General features: G+C 58.6%; 16 protein-coding genes. 13 read left to right on the forward strand and 3 right to left on the reverse strand.

Annotated features, from left to right (window positions below; all coding sequences use genetic code 11):
* Positions 1–140 precede the first annotated feature (140 nt).
* From pyrG to ispD, 5 genes are all read left to right on the forward strand, one after another.
* Complete coding sequence (gene pyrG / locus ACEN8R_RS01270) at positions 141–1,772, forward strand: CTP synthase (protein WP_026286489.1); 1,632 nt, start codon at positions 141–143, stop codon at positions 1,770–1,772.
* A 5-nt stretch (positions 1,773–1,777) separates the two neighbouring features.
* On the forward strand, positions 1,778–2,623 hold the full coding sequence (gene kdsA / locus ACEN8R_RS01275) for a 3-deoxy-8-phosphooctulonate synthase (RefSeq protein ID WP_015093773.1): 846 nt from the start codon (positions 1,778–1,780) through the stop codon (positions 2,621–2,623).
* A gap of 157 nt (positions 2,624–2,780) precedes the next feature.
* Positions 2,781–4,070 carry a phosphopyruvate hydratase gene (eno, locus tag ACEN8R_RS01280; RefSeq protein ID WP_007940523.1) on the forward strand — a complete coding sequence of 430 codons (1,290 nt, stop codon included), beginning with the start codon at positions 2,781–2,783 and terminating at the stop codon, positions 4,068–4,070.
* A gap of 170 nt (positions 4,071–4,240) precedes the next feature.
* Positions 4,241–4,519 (forward strand): cell division protein FtsB, encoded by a 279-nt coding sequence (ftsB, locus tag ACEN8R_RS01285; protein WP_007907178.1) that lies wholly within the window; start codon positions 4,241–4,243, stop codon positions 4,517–4,519.
* Entirely contained in the window at positions 4,516–5,223 is a 708-nt protein-coding gene (gene ispD, locus ACEN8R_RS01290) for a 2-C-methyl-D-erythritol 4-phosphate cytidylyltransferase (RefSeq protein WP_018927004.1), read from the forward strand. Before ftsB ends, ispD begins: the two co-directional genes overlap by 4 nt.
* 36 nt (positions 5,224–5,259) lie before the next feature.
* Here ispD and ACEN8R_RS01295 read toward each other — a convergent pair whose 3' ends face one another.
* Complete coding sequence (locus ACEN8R_RS01295) at positions 5,260–6,156, reverse strand: LysR substrate-binding domain-containing protein (RefSeq protein WP_018927003.1); 897 nt, start codon at positions 6,154–6,156, stop codon at positions 5,260–5,262.
* A gap of 106 nt (positions 6,157–6,262) precedes the next feature.
* Here ACEN8R_RS01295 and ACEN8R_RS01300 point away from each other — a divergent pair, with 106 nt between their 5' ends.
* The 8 genes from ACEN8R_RS01300 to rpoS all read left to right on the forward strand — a co-directional run bounded on the left by ACEN8R_RS01300 (position 6,263) and on the right by rpoS (position 13,409).
* Positions 6,263–7,375 carry an S-(hydroxymethyl)glutathione dehydrogenase/class III alcohol dehydrogenase gene (locus ACEN8R_RS01300; protein ID WP_495624535.1) on the forward strand — a complete coding sequence of 371 codons (1,113 nt, stop codon included), beginning with the start codon at positions 6,263–6,265 and terminating at the stop codon, positions 7,373–7,375.
* Positions 7,376–7,383: 8 nt separating this feature from the next.
* Entirely contained in the window at positions 7,384–8,229 is an 846-nt protein-coding gene (gene fghA, locus ACEN8R_RS01305) for an S-formylglutathione hydrolase (protein WP_064620040.1), read from the forward strand.
* 53 nt (positions 8,230–8,282) lie between these two features.
* Positions 8,283–8,756 (forward strand): 2-C-methyl-D-erythritol 2,4-cyclodiphosphate synthase, encoded by a 474-nt coding sequence (ispF, locus tag ACEN8R_RS01310; protein WP_018927000.1) that lies wholly within the window; start codon positions 8,283–8,285, stop codon positions 8,754–8,756.
* Positions 8,753–9,811, forward strand: coding sequence for a tRNA pseudouridine(13) synthase TruD (gene truD / locus ACEN8R_RS01315; RefSeq protein WP_018926999.1), 1,059 nt, complete (start codon positions 8,753–8,755; stop codon positions 9,809–9,811). The genes ispF and truD overlap by 4 nt, the downstream gene beginning before the upstream one ends.
* Positions 9,799–10,548, forward strand: coding sequence for a 5'/3'-nucleotidase SurE (surE, locus tag ACEN8R_RS01320; RefSeq protein WP_018926998.1), 750 nt, complete (start codon positions 9,799–9,801; stop codon positions 10,546–10,548). Before truD ends, surE begins: the two co-directional genes overlap by 13 nt.
* A 41-nt stretch (positions 10,549–10,589) precedes the next feature.
* Positions 10,590–11,225, forward strand: coding sequence for a protein-L-isoaspartate(D-aspartate) O-methyltransferase (locus ACEN8R_RS01325; protein WP_173861137.1), 636 nt, complete (start codon positions 10,590–10,592; stop codon positions 11,223–11,225).
* A 211-nt stretch (positions 11,226–11,436) separates the two neighbouring features.
* The gene (locus ACEN8R_RS01330) at positions 11,437–12,294 is read left to right on the forward strand and encodes a peptidoglycan DD-metalloendopeptidase family protein (protein ID WP_026286488.1); all 858 of its coding nucleotides are present in this window, start codon (positions 11,437–11,439) and stop codon (positions 12,292–12,294) included.
* Positions 12,295–12,401: 107 nt separating this feature from the next.
* Positions 12,402–13,409, forward strand: coding sequence for an RNA polymerase sigma factor RpoS (gene rpoS, locus ACEN8R_RS01335; protein WP_007940534.1), 1,008 nt, complete (start codon positions 12,402–12,404; stop codon positions 13,407–13,409).
* Between the two features lie 488 nt (positions 13,410–13,897).
* Here rpoS and fdxA read toward each other — a convergent pair whose 3' ends face one another.
* A complete protein-coding gene (gene fdxA, locus ACEN8R_RS01340; protein WP_007940535.1) occupies positions 13,898–14,221 on the reverse strand; it encodes a ferredoxin FdxA in 324 nt (107 codons plus the stop codon).
* A gap of 142 nt (positions 14,222–14,363) precedes the next feature.
* On the reverse strand, positions 14,364–16,943 hold the full coding sequence (gene mutS, locus ACEN8R_RS01345) for a DNA mismatch repair protein MutS (protein WP_026286487.1): 2,580 nt from the start codon (positions 16,941–16,943) through the stop codon (positions 14,364–14,366).
* Positions 16,944–16,997: the final 54 nt, after the last annotated feature.

Here is a 16,997-nt window from a genome sequence, read left to right on the forward strand (position 1 = left end):
GTTTCATCTTCCGGTCTGTCCCAACGCGGCGGTTTTTTTGAAAGGTGCACTGTGATTAATGCAGGTGATCGGGGGCTTCGGCCTTCCTTCGCTTTCCCCGGCGGCTCGGACCGCTTTAACGCAGACTTCTAGGGTTTTTCATGACGCGCTACATATTCGTCACGGGCGGTGTTGTTTCTTCATTGGGGAAAGGCATTGCCTCGGCTTCATTGGCGGCCATCCTGGAGGCGCGGGGACTTAAGGTCACCATGCTGAAGCTGGACCCGTACATCAACGTTGACCCGGGCACCATGAGCCCGTTCCAGCACGGTGAAGTGTTCGTCACCCACGACGGCGCCGAGACCGACCTGGACCTGGGCCACTACGAGCGGTTCATCCGCACGACCATGACCCAGAACAACAACTTCACCACTGGCCGTGTCTACGAACACGTCCTGCGCAAAGAGCGCCGTGGTGATTACCTGGGCGCAACCATTCAGGTGATCCCGCACATCACCGACGAAATCAAGCGCCGGATCATCAAGGGCGCTGGCGATGCCGACGTGGCCATGGTCGAGATCGGTGGCACCGTGGGTGACATCGAGTCGCAACCGTTCCTCGAGGCGATCCGTCAATTGCGTTTCGAAGTCGGCGCCAAGCGCGCGATGCTGATGCACCTGACACTGGTGCCGTACATCGCCACTGCCGGCGAAACCAAAACCAAGCCAACCCAGCACTCGGTCAAGGAGCTGCGCTCCATCGGCCTGCAGCCTGACGTGCTGGTGTGCCGCTCCGATCACCCGATCGACATTTCTTCGCGTCGCAAGATCGCGCAGTTCACCAACGTTGAAGAGCGTGCGGTGATTGCGCTGGAAGACGCCGACACCATCTACAAGATCCCGGGCATTCTGCACTCCCAGGGCCTGGATGATTTCGTCGTCGAGCGTTTCGGCCTGCAATGCGACAGCGCCGATCTGTCCGAGTGGGAAGCGGTGGTTGATGCCAAGCTGAACCCGGAGCACGAAGTCACCATCGCCATGGTCGGCAAGTACATGGAACTGCTGGACGCCTACAAGTCGTTGATCGAGGCGATGAGTCACGCTGGCATCAGCAACCGCACCAAGGTCAACCTGCGCTACATCGATTCCGAAGACATCGAAAACCAGGGCACCGCGCTGCTGGAAGGCGTCGACGCGATTCTGGTACCGGGCGGCTTCGGTCTGCGTGGTGTTGAAGGCAAGATCACTGCCGTTCAATACGCTCGCGAAAACAAGGTTCCATACCTGGGTATCTGCCTGGGCATGCAAGTGGCCGTTATCGAGTTCGCTCGTAACGTAATGGGCTGGAAAGATGCCAACTCCACTGAGTTCGATCGTACCAGCGGTCACCCGGTGGTGGGTCTGATCACCGAGTGGGAAGATGCCACCGGCGCCGTCGAAATCCGTACCGAATCGTCCGATCTGGGTGGCACCATGCGCCTTGGCGCTCAGGACTGCCTGCTTGAGCCAGGTTCCCTGGTGCACGATTGCTACGCCAAGGATGTGATCGTCGAGCGTCACCGTCATCGCTACGAAGTGAACAACAACCTGCTGCCGCAAATCATCGAGGCCGGCCTGAAAATCTCTGGTCGTTCCGGTGATGGCGCGCTGGTGGAAGTGGTTGAAGCACCGGATCACCCATGGTTCGTCGCTTGCCAGTTCCACCCAGAGTTCACCTCGACGCCACGCGACGGTCACCCGTTGTTCAGCGGTTTCGTTAAAGCCGCTTTGGCTCAACACCAGAAGAAGGCGTAATCCTGATGGCGCAGAAGATCATCCGCGTAGGCGATATCGAGATTGCCAACGACAAGCCAATGGTGCTGTTCGGTGGCATGAACGTGCTGGAAAGCCGTGACATGGCGATGCAGGTCTGCGAAGAGTACGTAAAGGTCACCGAAAAACTCGGTATCCCTTACGTGTTCAAGGCCAGTTTCGACAAGGCGAACCGTTCTTCTGTGACCTCTTATCGTGGCCCCGGGCTGGAAGAGGGCATGCGGATTTTCCAGGACATCAAGCAAGCCTTTGGCGTACCGATCATCACCGACGTCCACGAGCCTGATCAGGCCGCGGTCGTCGCTGAAGTCTGCGACATCATCCAGTTGCCGGCCTTCCTGTCGCGCCAGACCGATCTCGTGGTCGCGATGGCCAAGACCGGCGCGGTGATCAACATCAAGAAAGCCCAGTTCCTCGCGCCCCAGGAAATGAAACACATCCTGAACAAATGCGTGGAAGCCGGTAACGATCAGTTGATTCTCTGCGAGCGTGGTTCGAGCTTCGGCTACAACAATCTCGTGGTCGACATGCTCGGCTTCGGCATCATGAAGCAGTTCGAATACCCGGTGTTCTTCGACGTGACCCACGCGCTGCAAATGCCCGGCGGTCGCTCCGATTCCGCCGGTGGTCGTCGTGCCCAGGTCACTGACCTGGCCAAGGCCGGCATGAGCCAGTCGCTGGCCGGGCTGTTCCTCGAAGCCCACCCGGACCCGGACAACGCCAAATGCGACGGCCCTTGCGCCCTGCGTCTGGACAAACTGGAGCCATTCCTGGCCCAGCTCAAAGCACTGGACGAACTGGTGAAGAGTTTTCCGACGGTAGAAACCGCGTAAACCTCAATTCTCCGGTAAAGTACCGCACGGTTTAAATGCTCAGGCCCTCGGGCTTGAGCCTTATCGTCCGCAAGCCTGCCCGCTGTCTGTCACTTGCCGACGATAAAAGATTTCCTTCAGCTGCGTCGTTTTCGTCAACTTTGGAGTGTTTACAACAATGGCAAAAATCGTCGACATCAAAGGTCGTGAAGTTCTCGACTCCCGTGGCAATCCCACTGTGGAAGCAGACGTGCTTCTCGATAACGGCATCATCGGCAGCGCATGCGCGCCATCCGGTGCTTCCACTGGCTCGCGTGAAGCGCTCGAGCTGCGTGATGGCGACAAGAGCCGTTATCTGGGTAAAGGCGTGCTTAAGGCCGTAGCCAACATCAACGGTCCGATCCGCGACCTGTTGCTGGGCAAAGACCCAAGCGACCAGAAAGCGCTGGATCACGCGATGATCAAGCTCGATGGCACTGAGAACAAAGCGACCCTGGGCGCCAACGCGATCCTCGCCGTTTCCCTGGCCGCGGCCAAGGCAGCAGCACAGGACCAGGACCTGCCGCTGTACGCTCACATTGCCAACCTGAACGGTACCCCGGGTGTTTACTCGATGCCGGTTCCGATGATGAACATCATCAACGGTGGCGAGCACGCCGATAACAACGTCGACATCCAGGAATTCATGGTTCAGCCGGTTGGCGCCAAGTCTTTCTCGGAAGGTCTGCGCATGGGCACCGAGATTTTCCATCACCTCAAAGCCGTTCTGAAGGCCCGTGGCCTGAGCACTGCCGTCGGTGATGAAGGTGGTTTTGCGCCGAACCTGGCGTCCAACGAAGACGCTTTGAAAGTGATCTCCGAAGCCGTAGCCAACGCCGGTTACAAGCTGGGCACCGACGTGACCCTGGCCCTGGACTGCGCGGCCAGCGAATTCTATGAAGATGGCAAGTACAACCTGTCCGGCGAAGGCCAGGTGTTCACTGCTGAAGGTTTCGCCGACTACCTGAAAGGTCTGACCGAGCGTTACCCGATCATCTCCATCGAAGACGGTCTGGACGAGTCCGACTGGGCAGGCTGGAAAATCCTCACCGACAAGATCGGCGAGAAGACTCAGCTGGTAGGCGACGACCTGTTCGTGACCAACACCAAGATCCTGAAAGAAGGCATCGACAAAAAGATCGCCAACTCGATCCTGATCAAGTTCAACCAGATCGGCACCCTGACCGAAACCCTGGAAGCCATCCAGATGGCCAAGGCCGCTGGTTACACCGCCGTGATCTCGCACCGCTCCGGCGAAACCGAAGATTCGACCATTGCCGACCTGGCCGTGGGCACCTCGGCTGGCCAGATCAAGACCGGTTCGCTGTGCCGTTCCGACCGCGTTTCCAAGTACAACCAACTGCTGCGTATCGAAGAGCAGTTGAATGGCAAAGCCAAGTACAACGGCCGTAGCGAATTCCGCGGCTGAGTGGTAAACGATAAAAAGACACCGGATTGTGTCGGAAAAATCGCGACAGCGACGGATTTGCCACTAATCTGATGCCTTAAGAGCACAAGCCTGGTTCTTCCAGGCTTCGTGCTATCAGAAGCTTCAAAGTTTGGCATGGCTGTCTTTTTTCACTGGATACCTGATATTCGATGCGCAGTCCCAATTGGTTGTTCCTCGTCTTGCTCTTGCTGCTGGCCGGCCTGCAGTATCGCCTGTGGGTGGGTAATGGCAGTCTGGCGCAAGTGGCCGAGCTGAAGCAGCAGATTGCGGATCAGCACGCCGAGAACGAGGCGTTGCTGGAGCGCAATCGGGTGATGGACGCCGAAGTCAGTGAGTTGAAAAAGGGCATGGAGACCGTTGAAGAACGGGCTCGCCATGAGTTGGGCATGGTCAAGGATGGTGAAACCCTTTACCAGTTGGCCCAATGATTGAGTCGTTACCGGCCTTCTGGGCCGTGATTCCTGCCGCGGGCGTCGGTGCCCGTATGGCCGCGGACCGTCCCAAGCAATACTTGCAACTGGGCGGGCGCACTATTCTCGAACACAGCCTTGGCTGTTTCCTCGATCATCCTGCCCTGAAGGGGTTGGTGGTCAGTCTTGCCATCGACGATCCTTACTGGCCGAATCTGGCCTGTGCTGCCGATCCGCGTATTCAGCGGGTTGAAGGCGGCGCCGAGCGTTCCGGATCAGTGCTCAACGCCTTGCTGCATCTGCATGCCCAGGGTGCTGACGATGAGGATTGGGTGTTGGTTCACGATGCCGCGCGACCGAATCTGGCGCGCGATGATCTTGATAAATTGCTCAGTGAATTGGCTGACGACCCGGTGGGCGGCCTATTGGCGGTGCCTGCGCGCGACACCCTCAAACGGGTCGACAAGCACGGGCGTGTGCTGGAAACGGTGGATCGCAGTGTGATCTGGCAGGCTTATACACCGCAGATGTTTCGCCTTGGAGCATTGCATCGGGCGTTGGCGGACAGCCTGGTGGCGGATGCTGTCATCACCGATGAAGCCTCGGCGATGGAGTGGGCAGGTATGGCACCCCGTTTGATCGAAGGTCGATCCGATAACATCAAAGTCACTCGCCCCGAAGACCTTGAGTGGTTGCGCCAGCGTTGGGTGAACCGCCGTTAAAAGATCGCAGCCTATGCCGGCTGCGATCTTTTTCTCTTAAACCCGATATTCCGGCCGTTCGGCCAACCCTTCCTTCAAATAATCCACTAACTTGCGTACTTTCGGTGACAGATGCCGCTGCTGTGGATAAAGCGCCCAAACCGCTGTGTTCGGTGGTTGGTGGGCTTCCAGCAGCGAGATCAATTCGCCGTTTTTCAGGTGCTCCAGCACGTAGTAGTCCGGCAACTGACACAACCCAACCCCCTGTAGCGCGGCATCCAGCACCGCCTGCCCACTGTTGCAGCGCCAGTTTCCCTGTACTCGCTGGGAAAATTCCCGCCCGTTCTGTTCCAGTTGCCAGATATCCGAGCTGCCGATGAGGCAGTTGTGGCGACTCAGTTCCGACAAACTGTGTGGGCGACCATACCGTTCCAGGTAGGACGGCGAGGCGCACAGGTACATGCGCCGTGGTGCCAAACGAGTCGCGACCAATCTTGAATCCTGCAGGCGGCCGAGGCGGATGGCCAGGTCCAGCCCTTCGTGCACCAGATCGAGCGGGCGGTTGCTCAGTTCGATGTCGACACGCAGTTGCGGATACAGCCCCATGAAACGAGTCACCAGCGGCACAATGAATCGTTCGCCGTAGGCCACGGCACAGGTCATGCGCAGCATGCCCTTGGGTTCGCTGGTCAGGTCGCCGACAGCGCGCAACGCTTCTTCGCGGCCGTCCTGCAAACGTTGGCAATGTTGCAGAAAGGTTTGTCCGGCTTCGGTCAGCGTGACCCGGCGGGTGCTGCGATAGAGCAAGCGGGTTTGCAGTCGCTCTTCCAGTCGTACGATTTGGCGACTGATGTGGGAGGAAGACACCCCAAGGCGTTCAGCCGCGGCGGTGAATTGGTTGCACTCTGCGACGGCGACGAACTCGTCGATGCCTTCCCAGCGGTTTTCGGACATCAGGATTATCCCTGCATGGCAATAATGTTTTGCTTTTGTCCCGATTATTCATCGTATGCCGCTGTATTACACTCCCTGTCTCGTTTTTATTCACTGGAGAGTCAGCATGATCAAGTCGCGCGCCGCCGTTGCCTTCGAGGCCAAGAAGCCCCTCGAGATCGTTGAAGTCGATGTCGCCATGCCCAAGGCGGGCGAAGTCCTGCTGCGCGTCGTCGCTTCCGGTGTCTGCCATACCGATGCCTACACCCTCTCGGGCGCGGACCCGGAAGGTATCTTCCCGTCGATCCTGGGCCACGAAGGTGGCGCGGTGGTCGAAGCGATCGGCGAGGGCGTGACCTCGGTTGCGGTGGGCGATCATGTGATTCCGCTGTACACCCCGGAATGTGGCAAGTGCAAATTCTGTCTGTCGGGCAAAACCAACCTCTGCCAGGCGATTCGTGCAACCCAGGGTAAAGGCCTGATGCCGGACGGCACTTCGCGCTTCTCCTACAAGGGCGAAACGATTTTCCACTACATGGGCACCTCGACGTTTTCCGAGTACACCGTGCTGCCGGAAATCTCTGTCGCCAAAATTCCTAAAGAAGCACCGCTGGAAAAAGTCTGCCTGCTGGGCTGTGGCGTCACCACCGGCATCGGTGCGGTGATCAACACTGCCAAGGTCAAACCGGGTGACACCGTTGCCATCTTCGGCCTGGGTGGCATCGGACTGTCTGCCGTTATCGGCGCAGTCAAAGCCAAGGCTGGCCGGATCATCGCCATTGACATCAACCCGGCCAAGTTCGAAGTCGCCAGGCAATTGGGCGCCACGGACTGCGTGAACCCGAAAGACTTCGATCGTCCGATTCAGGAAGTGATCGTCGACATGACCGATGGCGGCGTCGACTTCTCGTTCGAATGCATCGGCAACGTGCAGTTGATGCGTGCCGCACTTGAGTGCTGCCACAAAGGTTGGGGCGAGTCGGTCATCATCGGTGTGGCCGGCGCAGGCCAGGAAATCTCCACCCGTCCATTCCAGTTGGTCACCGGTCGCGTCTGGCGCGGTTCGGCGTTCGGTGGCGTGCGTGGCCGTACCGAGTTGCCAAGCTATGTCGAAATGGCCCAGACCGGCGAGATCCCGTTGGATACCTTCATCACCCACACCATGGGCCTGGAAGATATCAACAAGGCGTTTGACTTGATGCATGAAGGCAAAAGCATCCGTAGCGTCATTCATTTCTGAGGTCGCTTATGAGCCTGGAAAATATCTCCTGCCAGAAAAGCTTCGGCGGCTGGCACAAGCGCTACCGGCACCGCTCCGACGTGCTCGGTTGCGACATGGTGTTTGCCGTGTACCTGCCGCCGCAAGCGGAGCAGGGCGGTAAACTGCCAGTGTTGTACTGGTTGTCTGGCCTGACCTGTACCGACGAGAACTTCATGCAGAAGGCCGGTGCCATGCGCATGGCTGCCGAGCTGGGGCTGATTATCGTCGCACCGGACACCAGCCCACGCGGTCCCGAAGTGCCGGGCGATCCGGATGGTGCCTGGGACTTCGGTCTCGGTGCCGGTTTTTATCTGAATGCCACGCAGGAACCGTGGTCGCGGCACTATCGGATGCATGACTATGTCGTGCAGGAATTGCCGGCATTGGTTGAGGCGCATTTCCCGGCATCGGAAAAGCGTGGCATCAGCGGCCACTCCATGGGTGGTCACGGTGCGCTGGTCTGCGCCTTGCGCAATCCGGGGCGTTACCAGTCGGTGTCGGCGTTCTCGCCGATCAACAATCCGATCGATTGCCCATGGGGGCAGAAAGCCTTTTCCCGCTACTTGGGGGAAGACCGGTCGAAATGGCGCGAGTGGGATGCCTGTGCATTGATCGCCGAAGCCGACGAGAAACTGCCGCTGCTGGTGGATCAGGGTGATCGCGACGATTTCCTCGCCACCCAGCTTAAGCCTGAAGCCCTGCAACAGGCAGCGAAACTTGCCGGTCATCCGCTGACGTTGCGTTTGCAACCCGGCTACGACCACAGTTATTTCTTCATCGCCAGTTTCATCGACGACCACTTGCAGCATCACGCGCGCGCTCTAAGCGCCTAATGTCTGACAAAGCAGGTAGAATCACGCCCTGACAAAAATCGGGGCGTTTTTTTATGCGTATTGGCCACGGCTATGATGTGCACCGTTTCGGTGAAGGCGATTTCATCACGCTGGGCGGTGTGCGGATTGCACACAGCTTCGGGCTGCTTGCCCATTCCGACGGTGATGTCCTGCTGCACGCCTTGAGCGATGCGTTGCTCGGCGCTGCCGCGCTGGGTGATATCGGCAAGCATTTTCCGGACACCGATCCGCAATTCAAGGGCGCCGACAGCCGCGCGCTGTTGCGTCATGTCGTCGCACTGATCCACGCCAAGGGCTGGAAAGTCGGCAACGTCGATAACACCATCGTCGCCCAGGCCCCGAAAATGGCCCCGCATATCGAATCGATGCGCGCGCTGATTGCCGCGGATCTTCAAGTTGAGTTGGATCAAGTGAACGTGAAAGCTACCACCACCGAAAAGCTTGGCTTTGTCGGTCGCGAAGAAGGTATTGCCGTGCACTCCGTTGCCTTGTTGCTGCGCGCATGAACGAGGCGCAATTGCTCGGCCCACGGGCCTACGGTGACGCTCTCGGCAGCGCGGTGCTGAAAGCCACGGCGGAAGATTTCCAGGTTGATGAAGTCCTCGATATTCCCCTGAGCGGCGACGGCGAACACCTATGGATCTGGGTGGAAAAGCGCGGTCTGAATACCGAAGAAGCGGCACGGCGGATTGCCAAGGCTGCGGGCGTGCCATTGCGTACCGTCAGCTACGCGGGCCTCAAGGACCGTCAGGCGTTGACTCGCCAGTGGTTCAGCGTGCAACTGCCCGGCAAGGCTGATCCAGATCTGTCGGCAGCGGAAAACGACACGCTGAAGATTCTCAAGACCGGTCGGCACAGACGCAAGCTGCAACGCGGTGCCCATTCGGCCAACGGCTTCACGTTGCGCCTGACTCAATTCGCTGGCGACAAGGCCGCGATCGAAGAGCGTCTGCAACTGATCGCCAGGCAAGGTATTCCCAATTATTTCGGCGCCCAGCGTTTCGGGCATGACGGCGGCAACGTCGTCGACGCCCGTGCCTGGGCTGCGCGCAAAGCCCTGCCGGAACAACGCAATGTGCGTTCGCGCCTGCTCTCCACTGCGCGTAGCTTTCTGTTTAATCAGGTGCTGGCGGCACGCGTCGCCGATGGTACCTGGCAGCGTGCTCAGGTCGGCGATCTGCTGGCGTTCACTGACAGCCGCAGTTTCTTCCCGGCAGGTGAAGCCGAGTGCAGTGACCCGCGTCTGGCGATTCTCGACTTGCACCCGACCGGCCCACAGTGGGGCGAAGGTGACTCGCCGGCGTCGGGGGCTGTCCATGAACTGGAGCAGGCAATCGCCGCGCGCGAAGCGGATCTGCGTGATTGGTTGATTAACGCCGGTATGAGCCACGAACGTCGCATCCTGCGGCTGCCCATTGGCGGGTTGACGTGGCATTATCCCGAGCCTGACATTCTGCAACTGGAATTCGTCCTCCCGGCCGGATGCTTCGCCACCGTATTGGTGCGTGAACTCGTCGATCTGGTGCCGGTGGGGCAGACGGACAGCCCATGCGTATTCTGATTTCTAACGACGATGGGGTAACCGCACCCGGTCTCGCCGCGCTTTATGCTGCGCTGGCGGATTACACCGAATGCGTGGTTATCGCCCCGGACCAGGACAAAAGCGGCGCCAGCAGCTCGCTGACGCTCGACCGTCCGTTGCACCCGCATACCTTGGCCAATGGCTTTATCAGCCTCAACGGAACGCCTACCGATTGCGTGCACCTGGGCCTTAACGGCTTGCTGGAGTTTGAACCGGACATGGTGGTTTCCGGTATTAACCTGGGTGCGAACCTGGGGGACGACGTGCTGTATTCCGGTACTGTGGCGGCGGCCCTTGAGGGACGTTTCCTGGAGCGTCCTTCGTTTGCCTTTTCGTTTGTCTCACGGCAAGTGGAGAACCTTCCCACGGCGGCCTATTTTGCGCGCAAACTGGTAGAGGCCCACGCGGACCTCGATCTGCCACCGCGCACGGTACTGAACGTGAACATTCCCAACTTGCCGCTGGAGCATATCCGCGGTATCCAGCTGACCCGCCTGGGCCATCGCGCCCGCGCCGCTGCGCCGATAAAAGTGGTCGATCCGCGTGGTAAATCCGGTTACTGGATCGCTGCGGCGGGTGACGCCGAAGATGGCGGCCCGGGCACTGATTTCCATGCGGTGATGCAAGGCTATGTTTCAATCACGCCACTGCAACTGGATCGCACCTTTAATGATGCCTTCAGAAGTCTCGATGGCTGGCTGGAGGGGCTGCGCTAATGGCTCGTGAACAAGACGATATTCTGCACCGCGGCATCGGGATGACCTCCCAGCGGACCCGTGAGCGTCTGATTCAGCGCCTCTATGAAGAAGGGGTGTCCAACGCCAAGGTGCTGGAAGTCATCCGCCGCACACCGCGTCACCTGTTCGTCGATGAGGCGCTGGCCCACCGCGCTTATGAAGATACGGCGCTACCGATTGGCCATAACCAGACCATCTCCCAGCCTTATATGGTGGCGCGCATGAGCGAGCTGCTGCTGGAAGCCGGCCCGTTGGACAAGGTGCTGGAAATCGGTACTGGTTCGGGTTACCAGACAGCGGTGCTGTCGCAACTGGTCGAGCGGGTTTTTTCCGTCGAGCGCATCAAGGTTCTGCAAGATCGAGCCAAGGAGCGCCTGGTGGAGCTGAACCTGCGCAATGTGGTATTTCGCTGGGGCGATGGCTGGGAAGGCTGGCCGGCGCTGGCGCCTTACAACGGCATCATTGTGACCGCCGTGGCCACCGACGTGCCTCAGGCGCTGCTCGATCAATTGGCACCGGGCGGGCGATTGGTGATTCCGGTCGGCTCTGGTGAAGTTCAACAATTGATGCTGATCATCCGTGAAGAACAAGGCTTTTCCAGGCGTGTTCTGGGGGCAGTGCGCTTTGTGCCACTACTCAACGGGCCGCTGGCCTGAGCATTTGTTTCAACGTGCTGAATTCTCTTCGATTGCCCGGGTCTTACAGCGGCATCGATGGGTTAAACAGAATTCATCATCAGGCAGCAAACGTGTGCGTGAAGCGAATCCGCTTCATTAAAGGTAAAGCCTGTTCGGCCCGTTATACTTGCGACATTTCGTGCCGAAACACGGCAATTCATATTTTCAGCCACCACAAAGGGAGCGGCGGGTGAGTCTCACAGTCGTTGCGCAGCGAATGGGTATAACGAGCTTTCAGCGTCTGGTGACTGGTCTTGTCTTGAGTACCTTGCTGGTCGGTTGCTCCAGCACCAAATCGAGTAGCGCGGGAGTTGTCGATCGCAACAACGCGGTCGCCCAGCGTCCGGCCGTAACCACCGGCCAGTACATTGTTCGACCCAAGGACACGTTGTTTTCCATCGCCTTTCGCTACGGCTGGGACTACAAAGCCCTCGCGGCAAGGAACAACATTCCTACGCCTTACACGATCCATCCGGGTCAGACGATTCGCTTCGACGGTCGCAACGATTCAACGCCGGCAGCGGTGGTGAGTTCGTCCAGTTCCTCGCCTTCGTCGTCGAGCAAAACCACGGTAATTCGGCGTCAGGCAAATGGCACAACGACCAGTACAACGGTGCTCGCACCGTCCGTCGCCAGCAAACCGGCACCCGCTCCACTGCCTCCTGCCGGTCCGGCCCCGACGGGCTGGGGGTGGCCTTCTAATGGCATTCTGATTGGAAAATTCTCTTCAAACGGTAGTTTGAATAAAGGAATTGATATCGCCGGAGATTTGGGACAGCCTGTTTTAGCTGCGTCTGATGGGACGGTGGTATACGCCGGGAGTGGCTTAAGGGGCTACGGCGAATTAGTCATCATCAAACACAGCGATACCTACGTCAGTGCCTACGGTCACAACCGCAGGCTGTTGGTTCGGGAGGGGCAGCAGGTCAAAGTCGGACAGACAATTGCCGAAATGGGGTCAACGGGTACAGACCGGGTGAAACTGCATTTTGAGATTCGCCGACAAGGTAAACCTGTAGATCCGCTGCAGTTCCTGCCACGTCGTTGATTTGTTAGCCAAGCCTGTTCCGTCACGTAGAGGGAACAGGCTCCAGCGTTGCCAGGGATCAAGGCGCCGCTTGAGCTTGAGGTCGAACTCACCAAAGGACTATAACAATGGCTCTCAGTAAAGAAGTGCCGGAGTTTGACATCGACGATGAGGTTCTCCTTATGGAGACCGGCATCGCTATGGATTCGATGTCGAATGATGAAGGGGATGCACCACCTTCCGTTCGTGCCAAATCCAGACACTCCGCTTCGTTAAAGCAACACAAGTACATCGACTACACCCGGGCACTCGATGCCACGCAGCTGTACCTCAATGAAATCGGCTTTTCCCCATTGCTCTCCCCGGAAGAAGAAGTTCATTTTGCACGCCTGTCGCAAAGTGGTGATCCGGCCGGACGCAAGCGCATGATTGAAAGCAACCTGCGGCTGGTGGTGAAAATCGCCCGGCGTTACGTCAATCGTGGGCTGTCGCTGCTGGACCTGATCGAAGAGGGTAACCTCGGCCTGATCCGGGCAGTGGAAAAGTTCGATCCAGAACGCGGCTTCCGCTTTTCGACCTACGCCACCTGGTGGATTCGTCAGACCATCGAACGCGCGATCATGAATCAGACCCGGACCATCCGGCTACCTATTCATGTGGTCAAAGAGCTCAACGTGTACTTGCGGGCTGCACGGGAGCTGACTCAAAAGCTCGACCATGAACCCTCACCCGAAGAAATTGCCAACCTGCTGGAGAAACCGGTAGGCGAGGTCAAGCGCATGCTTGGCCTGAACGAGCGGGTTTCTTCGGTCGACGTCTCGCTGGGTCCGGATTCGGATAAAACCCTGCTGGACACCCTGACCGACGACCGCCCGACCGATCCATGTGAACTGTTGCAGGATGACGACCTGTCGCAGAGCATCGATCAATGGCTTTCGGAGCTGACCGACAAGCAACGCGAGGTGGTCGTACGCCGCTTCGGCTTGCGAGGTCACGAGAGCAGTACGCTTGAAGATGTCGGCCTGGAAATCGGCCTTACCCGGGAGCGGGTCAGGCAAATCCAGGTTGAAGGCCTCAAGCGTCTTCGGGAGATTCTCGAGAAAAACGGCCTGTCGAGTGAGTCGCTGTTCCAATAAGCCATTCGCTCAACCGTCAACCAAAAGCCCCGACTGGTTCGGGGCTTTTTGTTGTCGGCAAGATGAGAGAGGCGCGTTGGTATTGGCGCCACCTCAGGTTTGTAGTCTCGTGGTGTAAGTCTTTGCTTACTCTTTCGTAAGTGTTCATTATTTTTACACCCTGGTAGTTGTCTATTCGAAGGATGCTGTATTTATAAGTTATTGATTTATATGATTATTTTATTGAGTTAACAGCATATTACAGATGATTTCAGTCATGGAGGCCGATTGCTCTTGGTGGGGAATCCTCTAGTATTTGAACTGTGTCGACGGATAGACACGCCCTTCAAGGAAGAGGGGAACGGACATCGCAGGATGCGATTCATCAGGACGATGAAAAGGAACACATGGAATAGGGAAAAAATGTGGGCGGGTCAAACCGCCCCTTTTTTTTGCCTGCAGAAAAGCAAAAAGGCCCGCAAGGGGCCTTTTCGGGAACGCGAGGGAAATCAGCGTTCGAGGTGTTCGATCTTGCCTGGCTTGCCATCCCATTCAGCGGAATCGGGCAATGGATCTTTCCGTTCAGTGATGTTTGGCCATACCTCGGCCAATTCCATGTTCAGCTGAATGAAGTTTTCCATACCGGCGGGAACTTCATCTTCAGAGAAGATGGCCACGGCAGGGCATTCTGGTTCGCACAGTGCGCAGTCGATGCACTCATCCGGGTGAATCACCAGGAAGTTCGGGCCTTCGTAAAAGCAGTCCACCGGACAGACTTCTACGCAGTCGGTGTACTTGCACTTGATGCAGTTGTCGGTGACGACGAAGGTCATTTCTAATTTTCTCCTCAGGCGGCGGCAGCGGAGCCCCTTCAGGACGGGGTCGCCAGGTTCGGGAGCGATAGTCTGCAGGCCAGGCTATGAGCCTGCAGCATCCCAAACCGCGCGAGATTCTAACAGCTTGCAGGCAAGTGCGTTAGATCCGTGTCTTTAATGTATAGAGCATTTCCAAAGCCCTGCGTGGTGTCAGGTCATCCAGATCAAGTTTGGCCAGTTCATCCAGCACCGGATGCGGCAGGCTGGCGAACATGTCGCTCTGTTGCGGCGCAACGGATTTGCCTTTGGCCGGCGTCGGCACTTCATGGGGCAGCGCCGTGGATTCCAGCCGGCTCAAGTGTTCACGGGCACGCACGATCACTTCGCTCGGCACCCCGGCCAACTGTGCAACCGCCAGGCCATAGCTCTGGCTGGCAGGCCCAGGCAGAACGTGGTGCAGGAACACGATGCGTTCGTTGTGCTCGGTGGCATTGAGGTGCACGTTGGCTACTAGCGGCTGGGCTTCCGGCAGCACCGTCAGCTCGAAATAGTGCGTGGCGAACAGTGTATAGGCCCGTAGTTGTGCCAGACGCTCGGCCGCGGCCCACGCCAGGGACAGGCCGTCGAAGGTGCTGGTGCCGCGACCGACTTCGTCCATCAGTACCAGACTGCGCTCGGTGGCGTTGTGCAGGATGTTCGCGGTTTCGCTCATTTCGACCATGAACGTCGAGCGTCCGCCCGCCAAGTCATCGCTGGAACCGATCCGGGTGAAGATCCGGTCGACCAGGGACAATTCGCAACTGGCCGCCGGCACGAAGCTACCGATGTGCGCCAGCAGCACGATCAACGCGGTCTGGCGCATGTAGGTGGATTTACCGCCCATGTTCGGACCGGTGATCACCAGCATGCGGGTGCTGTCATCGAGGCTCAGGTCGTTGGCCACGAACGGTGTGGTGAGTACTTGCTCGACCACCGGGTGACGACCCTGGCTGATGCGCATGCATGGCTCGCTGACGAAGCGCGGGCAGTTCAGGTCCAGATTCAGTGCACGCTCGGCGAGGTTGCTCAGCACGTCCAGCTCGGCCAGTGCGGCAGCGGTGTCCTGCAAGGGCGGCAATTGAGCGATCAGGTCTTCGAGCAGTGCTTCGTAGAGCATCTTCTCGCGCGCCAGGGCACGGCTCTTGGCCGACAGCGCCTTGTCTTCGAACGCTTTCAGTTCCGGGGTGATGAAGCGCTCGGCACCCTTGAGGGTCTGGCGACGGATATAGTCTGCCGGTGCCGATTCGGCCTGCTTGCTCGGCAACTCAATGAAGTAACCGTGAATGCGGTTGTAACCCACTTTCAGGTTGGCCAGGCCGGTGCGGGCCTTCTCCCGGGCTTCCAGATCGATCAGGAACTGCCCGGCGTTTTCGCTGAGCGATTGCAGCTCGTCGAGTTCGCTGTCGTAACCGGTTTTCAACACGCCGCCGTCACGGATCACCGCTGGCGGGTTGTCGATGATGGCTTTTTCCAGCAGCGCCGCGAGTTCCGGATAGGTGCTGGTGGTCGTCGCCAATTGCATGATGTGCGGAGCTTCAAGCTCGGCCATCGCCACCTGCAACTCTGGCAGTGCGCCGAGGGCATCGCGCAGGCGCGCCAGGTCACGAGGACGGGCATTGCGCAGGCCGATCCGCGCCAGAATCCGCTCGATGTCGCCGATTTCCTTGAGCTGCGGCTGCAATTTCTCGAAACGATAACGGTCCAGCAGGCAGGTGATCGACGTCTGGCGTGCCAGTAGTACAGTCAAATCCCGCAGCGGACGGTTCAGCCAGCGGGTCAGCAAACGGCTGCCCATGGCGGTCTGGCAGCGGTCGACCACCGATTGCAACGTGTTGTCGCGACCACCGGCCAGGTTGGTGTCCAGTTCCAGGTTGCGGCGGCTCGCGCCGTCCAGCACCACGGTGTCGTCCAGGCGTTCATGACGCAGGCTGCGCAAATGCGGCAGGGCGGTGCGCTGGGTTTCCTTGGCGTAGCTGAGCAGGCAGCCAGCAGCGCCGATGGCCAGGGTCAGGTTCTCGCAGCCGAAGCCTTTCAGGTCTTGAGTGGAAAACTGCTGGCAAAGACTTTTCAACGCCGAGTCGCGCTCGAAATCCCACGGCGCACGGCGACGAACCCCACGGCGTTTTTCCGCCGGCAAATCCTTCGGCCAGTCATCCGGGATCATCAGCTCCACCGGATTGACCCGCTCCAGCTCCGCCAGCAGGTTTTCCCAGCCCTTGATCTCCAGCACCGTGAAGTTGCCGCTGGTGATATCGAGCACAGCCAGGCCGAACAGGCGCTCGTCACCCAGCACCGCCGCGATCAGGTTGTCCCGGCGCTCATCGAGCAGCGCTTCATCACTGACCGTACCCGGCGTGATGATGCGCACCACCTGACGATCCACCGGCCCTTTGCTGGTGGCCGGGTCGCCGACCTGCTCACAGATCACCACCGATTCGCCAAGCTTCACCAGTTTCGCCAGGTAACCTTCCGCAGCGTGGTAAGGAATCCCACACATCGGAATCGCCTGACCCGCCGATTGCCCACGAGCCGTCAGGGTGATGTCCAGCAACTTGGCGGCCTTCTTCGCGTCTTCATAGAAGATCTCGTAGAAGTCGCCCATGCGATAGAACATCAGCTGGTCGGGGTGCTGGTTCTTCAGGCGCCAGTATTGCTGCATCATTGGCGTGTGGGAGGACAGATCGGAGACGGCTTTATTCATCGGATATAGGCAAATTCGTTGAAAGGTGTGGGGCAAAGGAGGGGCATCGGCCCG

The organism is Pseudomonas sp. Pseusp15 (genome assembly GCF_059492165.1).

What these genes read in the sequence shown, in the direction of transcription:
- pyrG (WP_026286489.1), top strand. Translation starts at nt 141, where the DNA reads ATGACGCGCTACATATTCGTCACGGGCGGTGTTGTTTCTTCATTGGGG.
- kdsA (WP_015093773.1), top strand. Translation starts at nt 1,778, where the DNA reads ATGGCGCAGAAGATCATCCGCGTAGGCGATATCGAGATTGCCAACGAC.
- eno (WP_007940523.1), top strand. Translation starts at nt 2,781, where the DNA reads ATGGCAAAAATCGTCGACATCAAAGGTCGTGAAGTTCTCGACTCCCGT.
- ftsB (WP_007907178.1), top strand. Translation starts at nt 4,241, where the DNA reads ATGCGCAGTCCCAATTGGTTGTTCCTCGTCTTGCTCTTGCTGCTGGCC.
- ispD (WP_018927004.1), top strand. Translation starts at nt 4,516, where the DNA reads ATGATTGAGTCGTTACCGGCCTTCTGGGCCGTGATTCCTGCCGCGGGC.
- ACEN8R_RS01295 (WP_018927003.1), bottom strand. Translation starts at nt 6,156, where the DNA reads ATGTCCGAAAACCGCTGGGAAGGCATCGACGAGTTCGTCGCCGTCGCA.
- ACEN8R_RS01300 (WP_495624535.1), top strand. Translation starts at nt 6,263, where the DNA reads ATGATCAAGTCGCGCGCCGCCGTTGCCTTCGAGGCCAAGAAGCCCCTC.
- fghA (WP_064620040.1), top strand. Translation starts at nt 7,384, where the DNA reads ATGAGCCTGGAAAATATCTCCTGCCAGAAAAGCTTCGGCGGCTGGCAC.
- ispF (WP_018927000.1), top strand. Translation starts at nt 8,283, where the DNA reads ATGCGTATTGGCCACGGCTATGATGTGCACCGTTTCGGTGAAGGCGAT.
- truD (WP_018926999.1), top strand. Translation starts at nt 8,753, where the DNA reads ATGAACGAGGCGCAATTGCTCGGCCCACGGGCCTACGGTGACGCTCTC.
- surE (WP_018926998.1), top strand. Translation starts at nt 9,799, where the DNA reads ATGCGTATTCTGATTTCTAACGACGATGGGGTAACCGCACCCGGTCTC.
- ACEN8R_RS01325 (WP_173861137.1), top strand. Translation starts at nt 10,590, where the DNA reads ATGACCTCCCAGCGGACCCGTGAGCGTCTGATTCAGCGCCTCTATGAA.
- rpoS (WP_007940534.1), top strand. Translation starts at nt 12,402, where the DNA reads ATGGCTCTCAGTAAAGAAGTGCCGGAGTTTGACATCGACGATGAGGTT.
- fdxA (WP_007940535.1), bottom strand. Translation starts at nt 14,221, where the DNA reads ATGACCTTCGTCGTCACCGACAACTGCATCAAGTGCAAGTACACCGAC.
- mutS (WP_026286487.1), bottom strand. Translation starts at nt 16,943, where the DNA reads ATGAATAAAGCCGTCTCCGATCTGTCCTCCCACACGCCAATGATGCAG.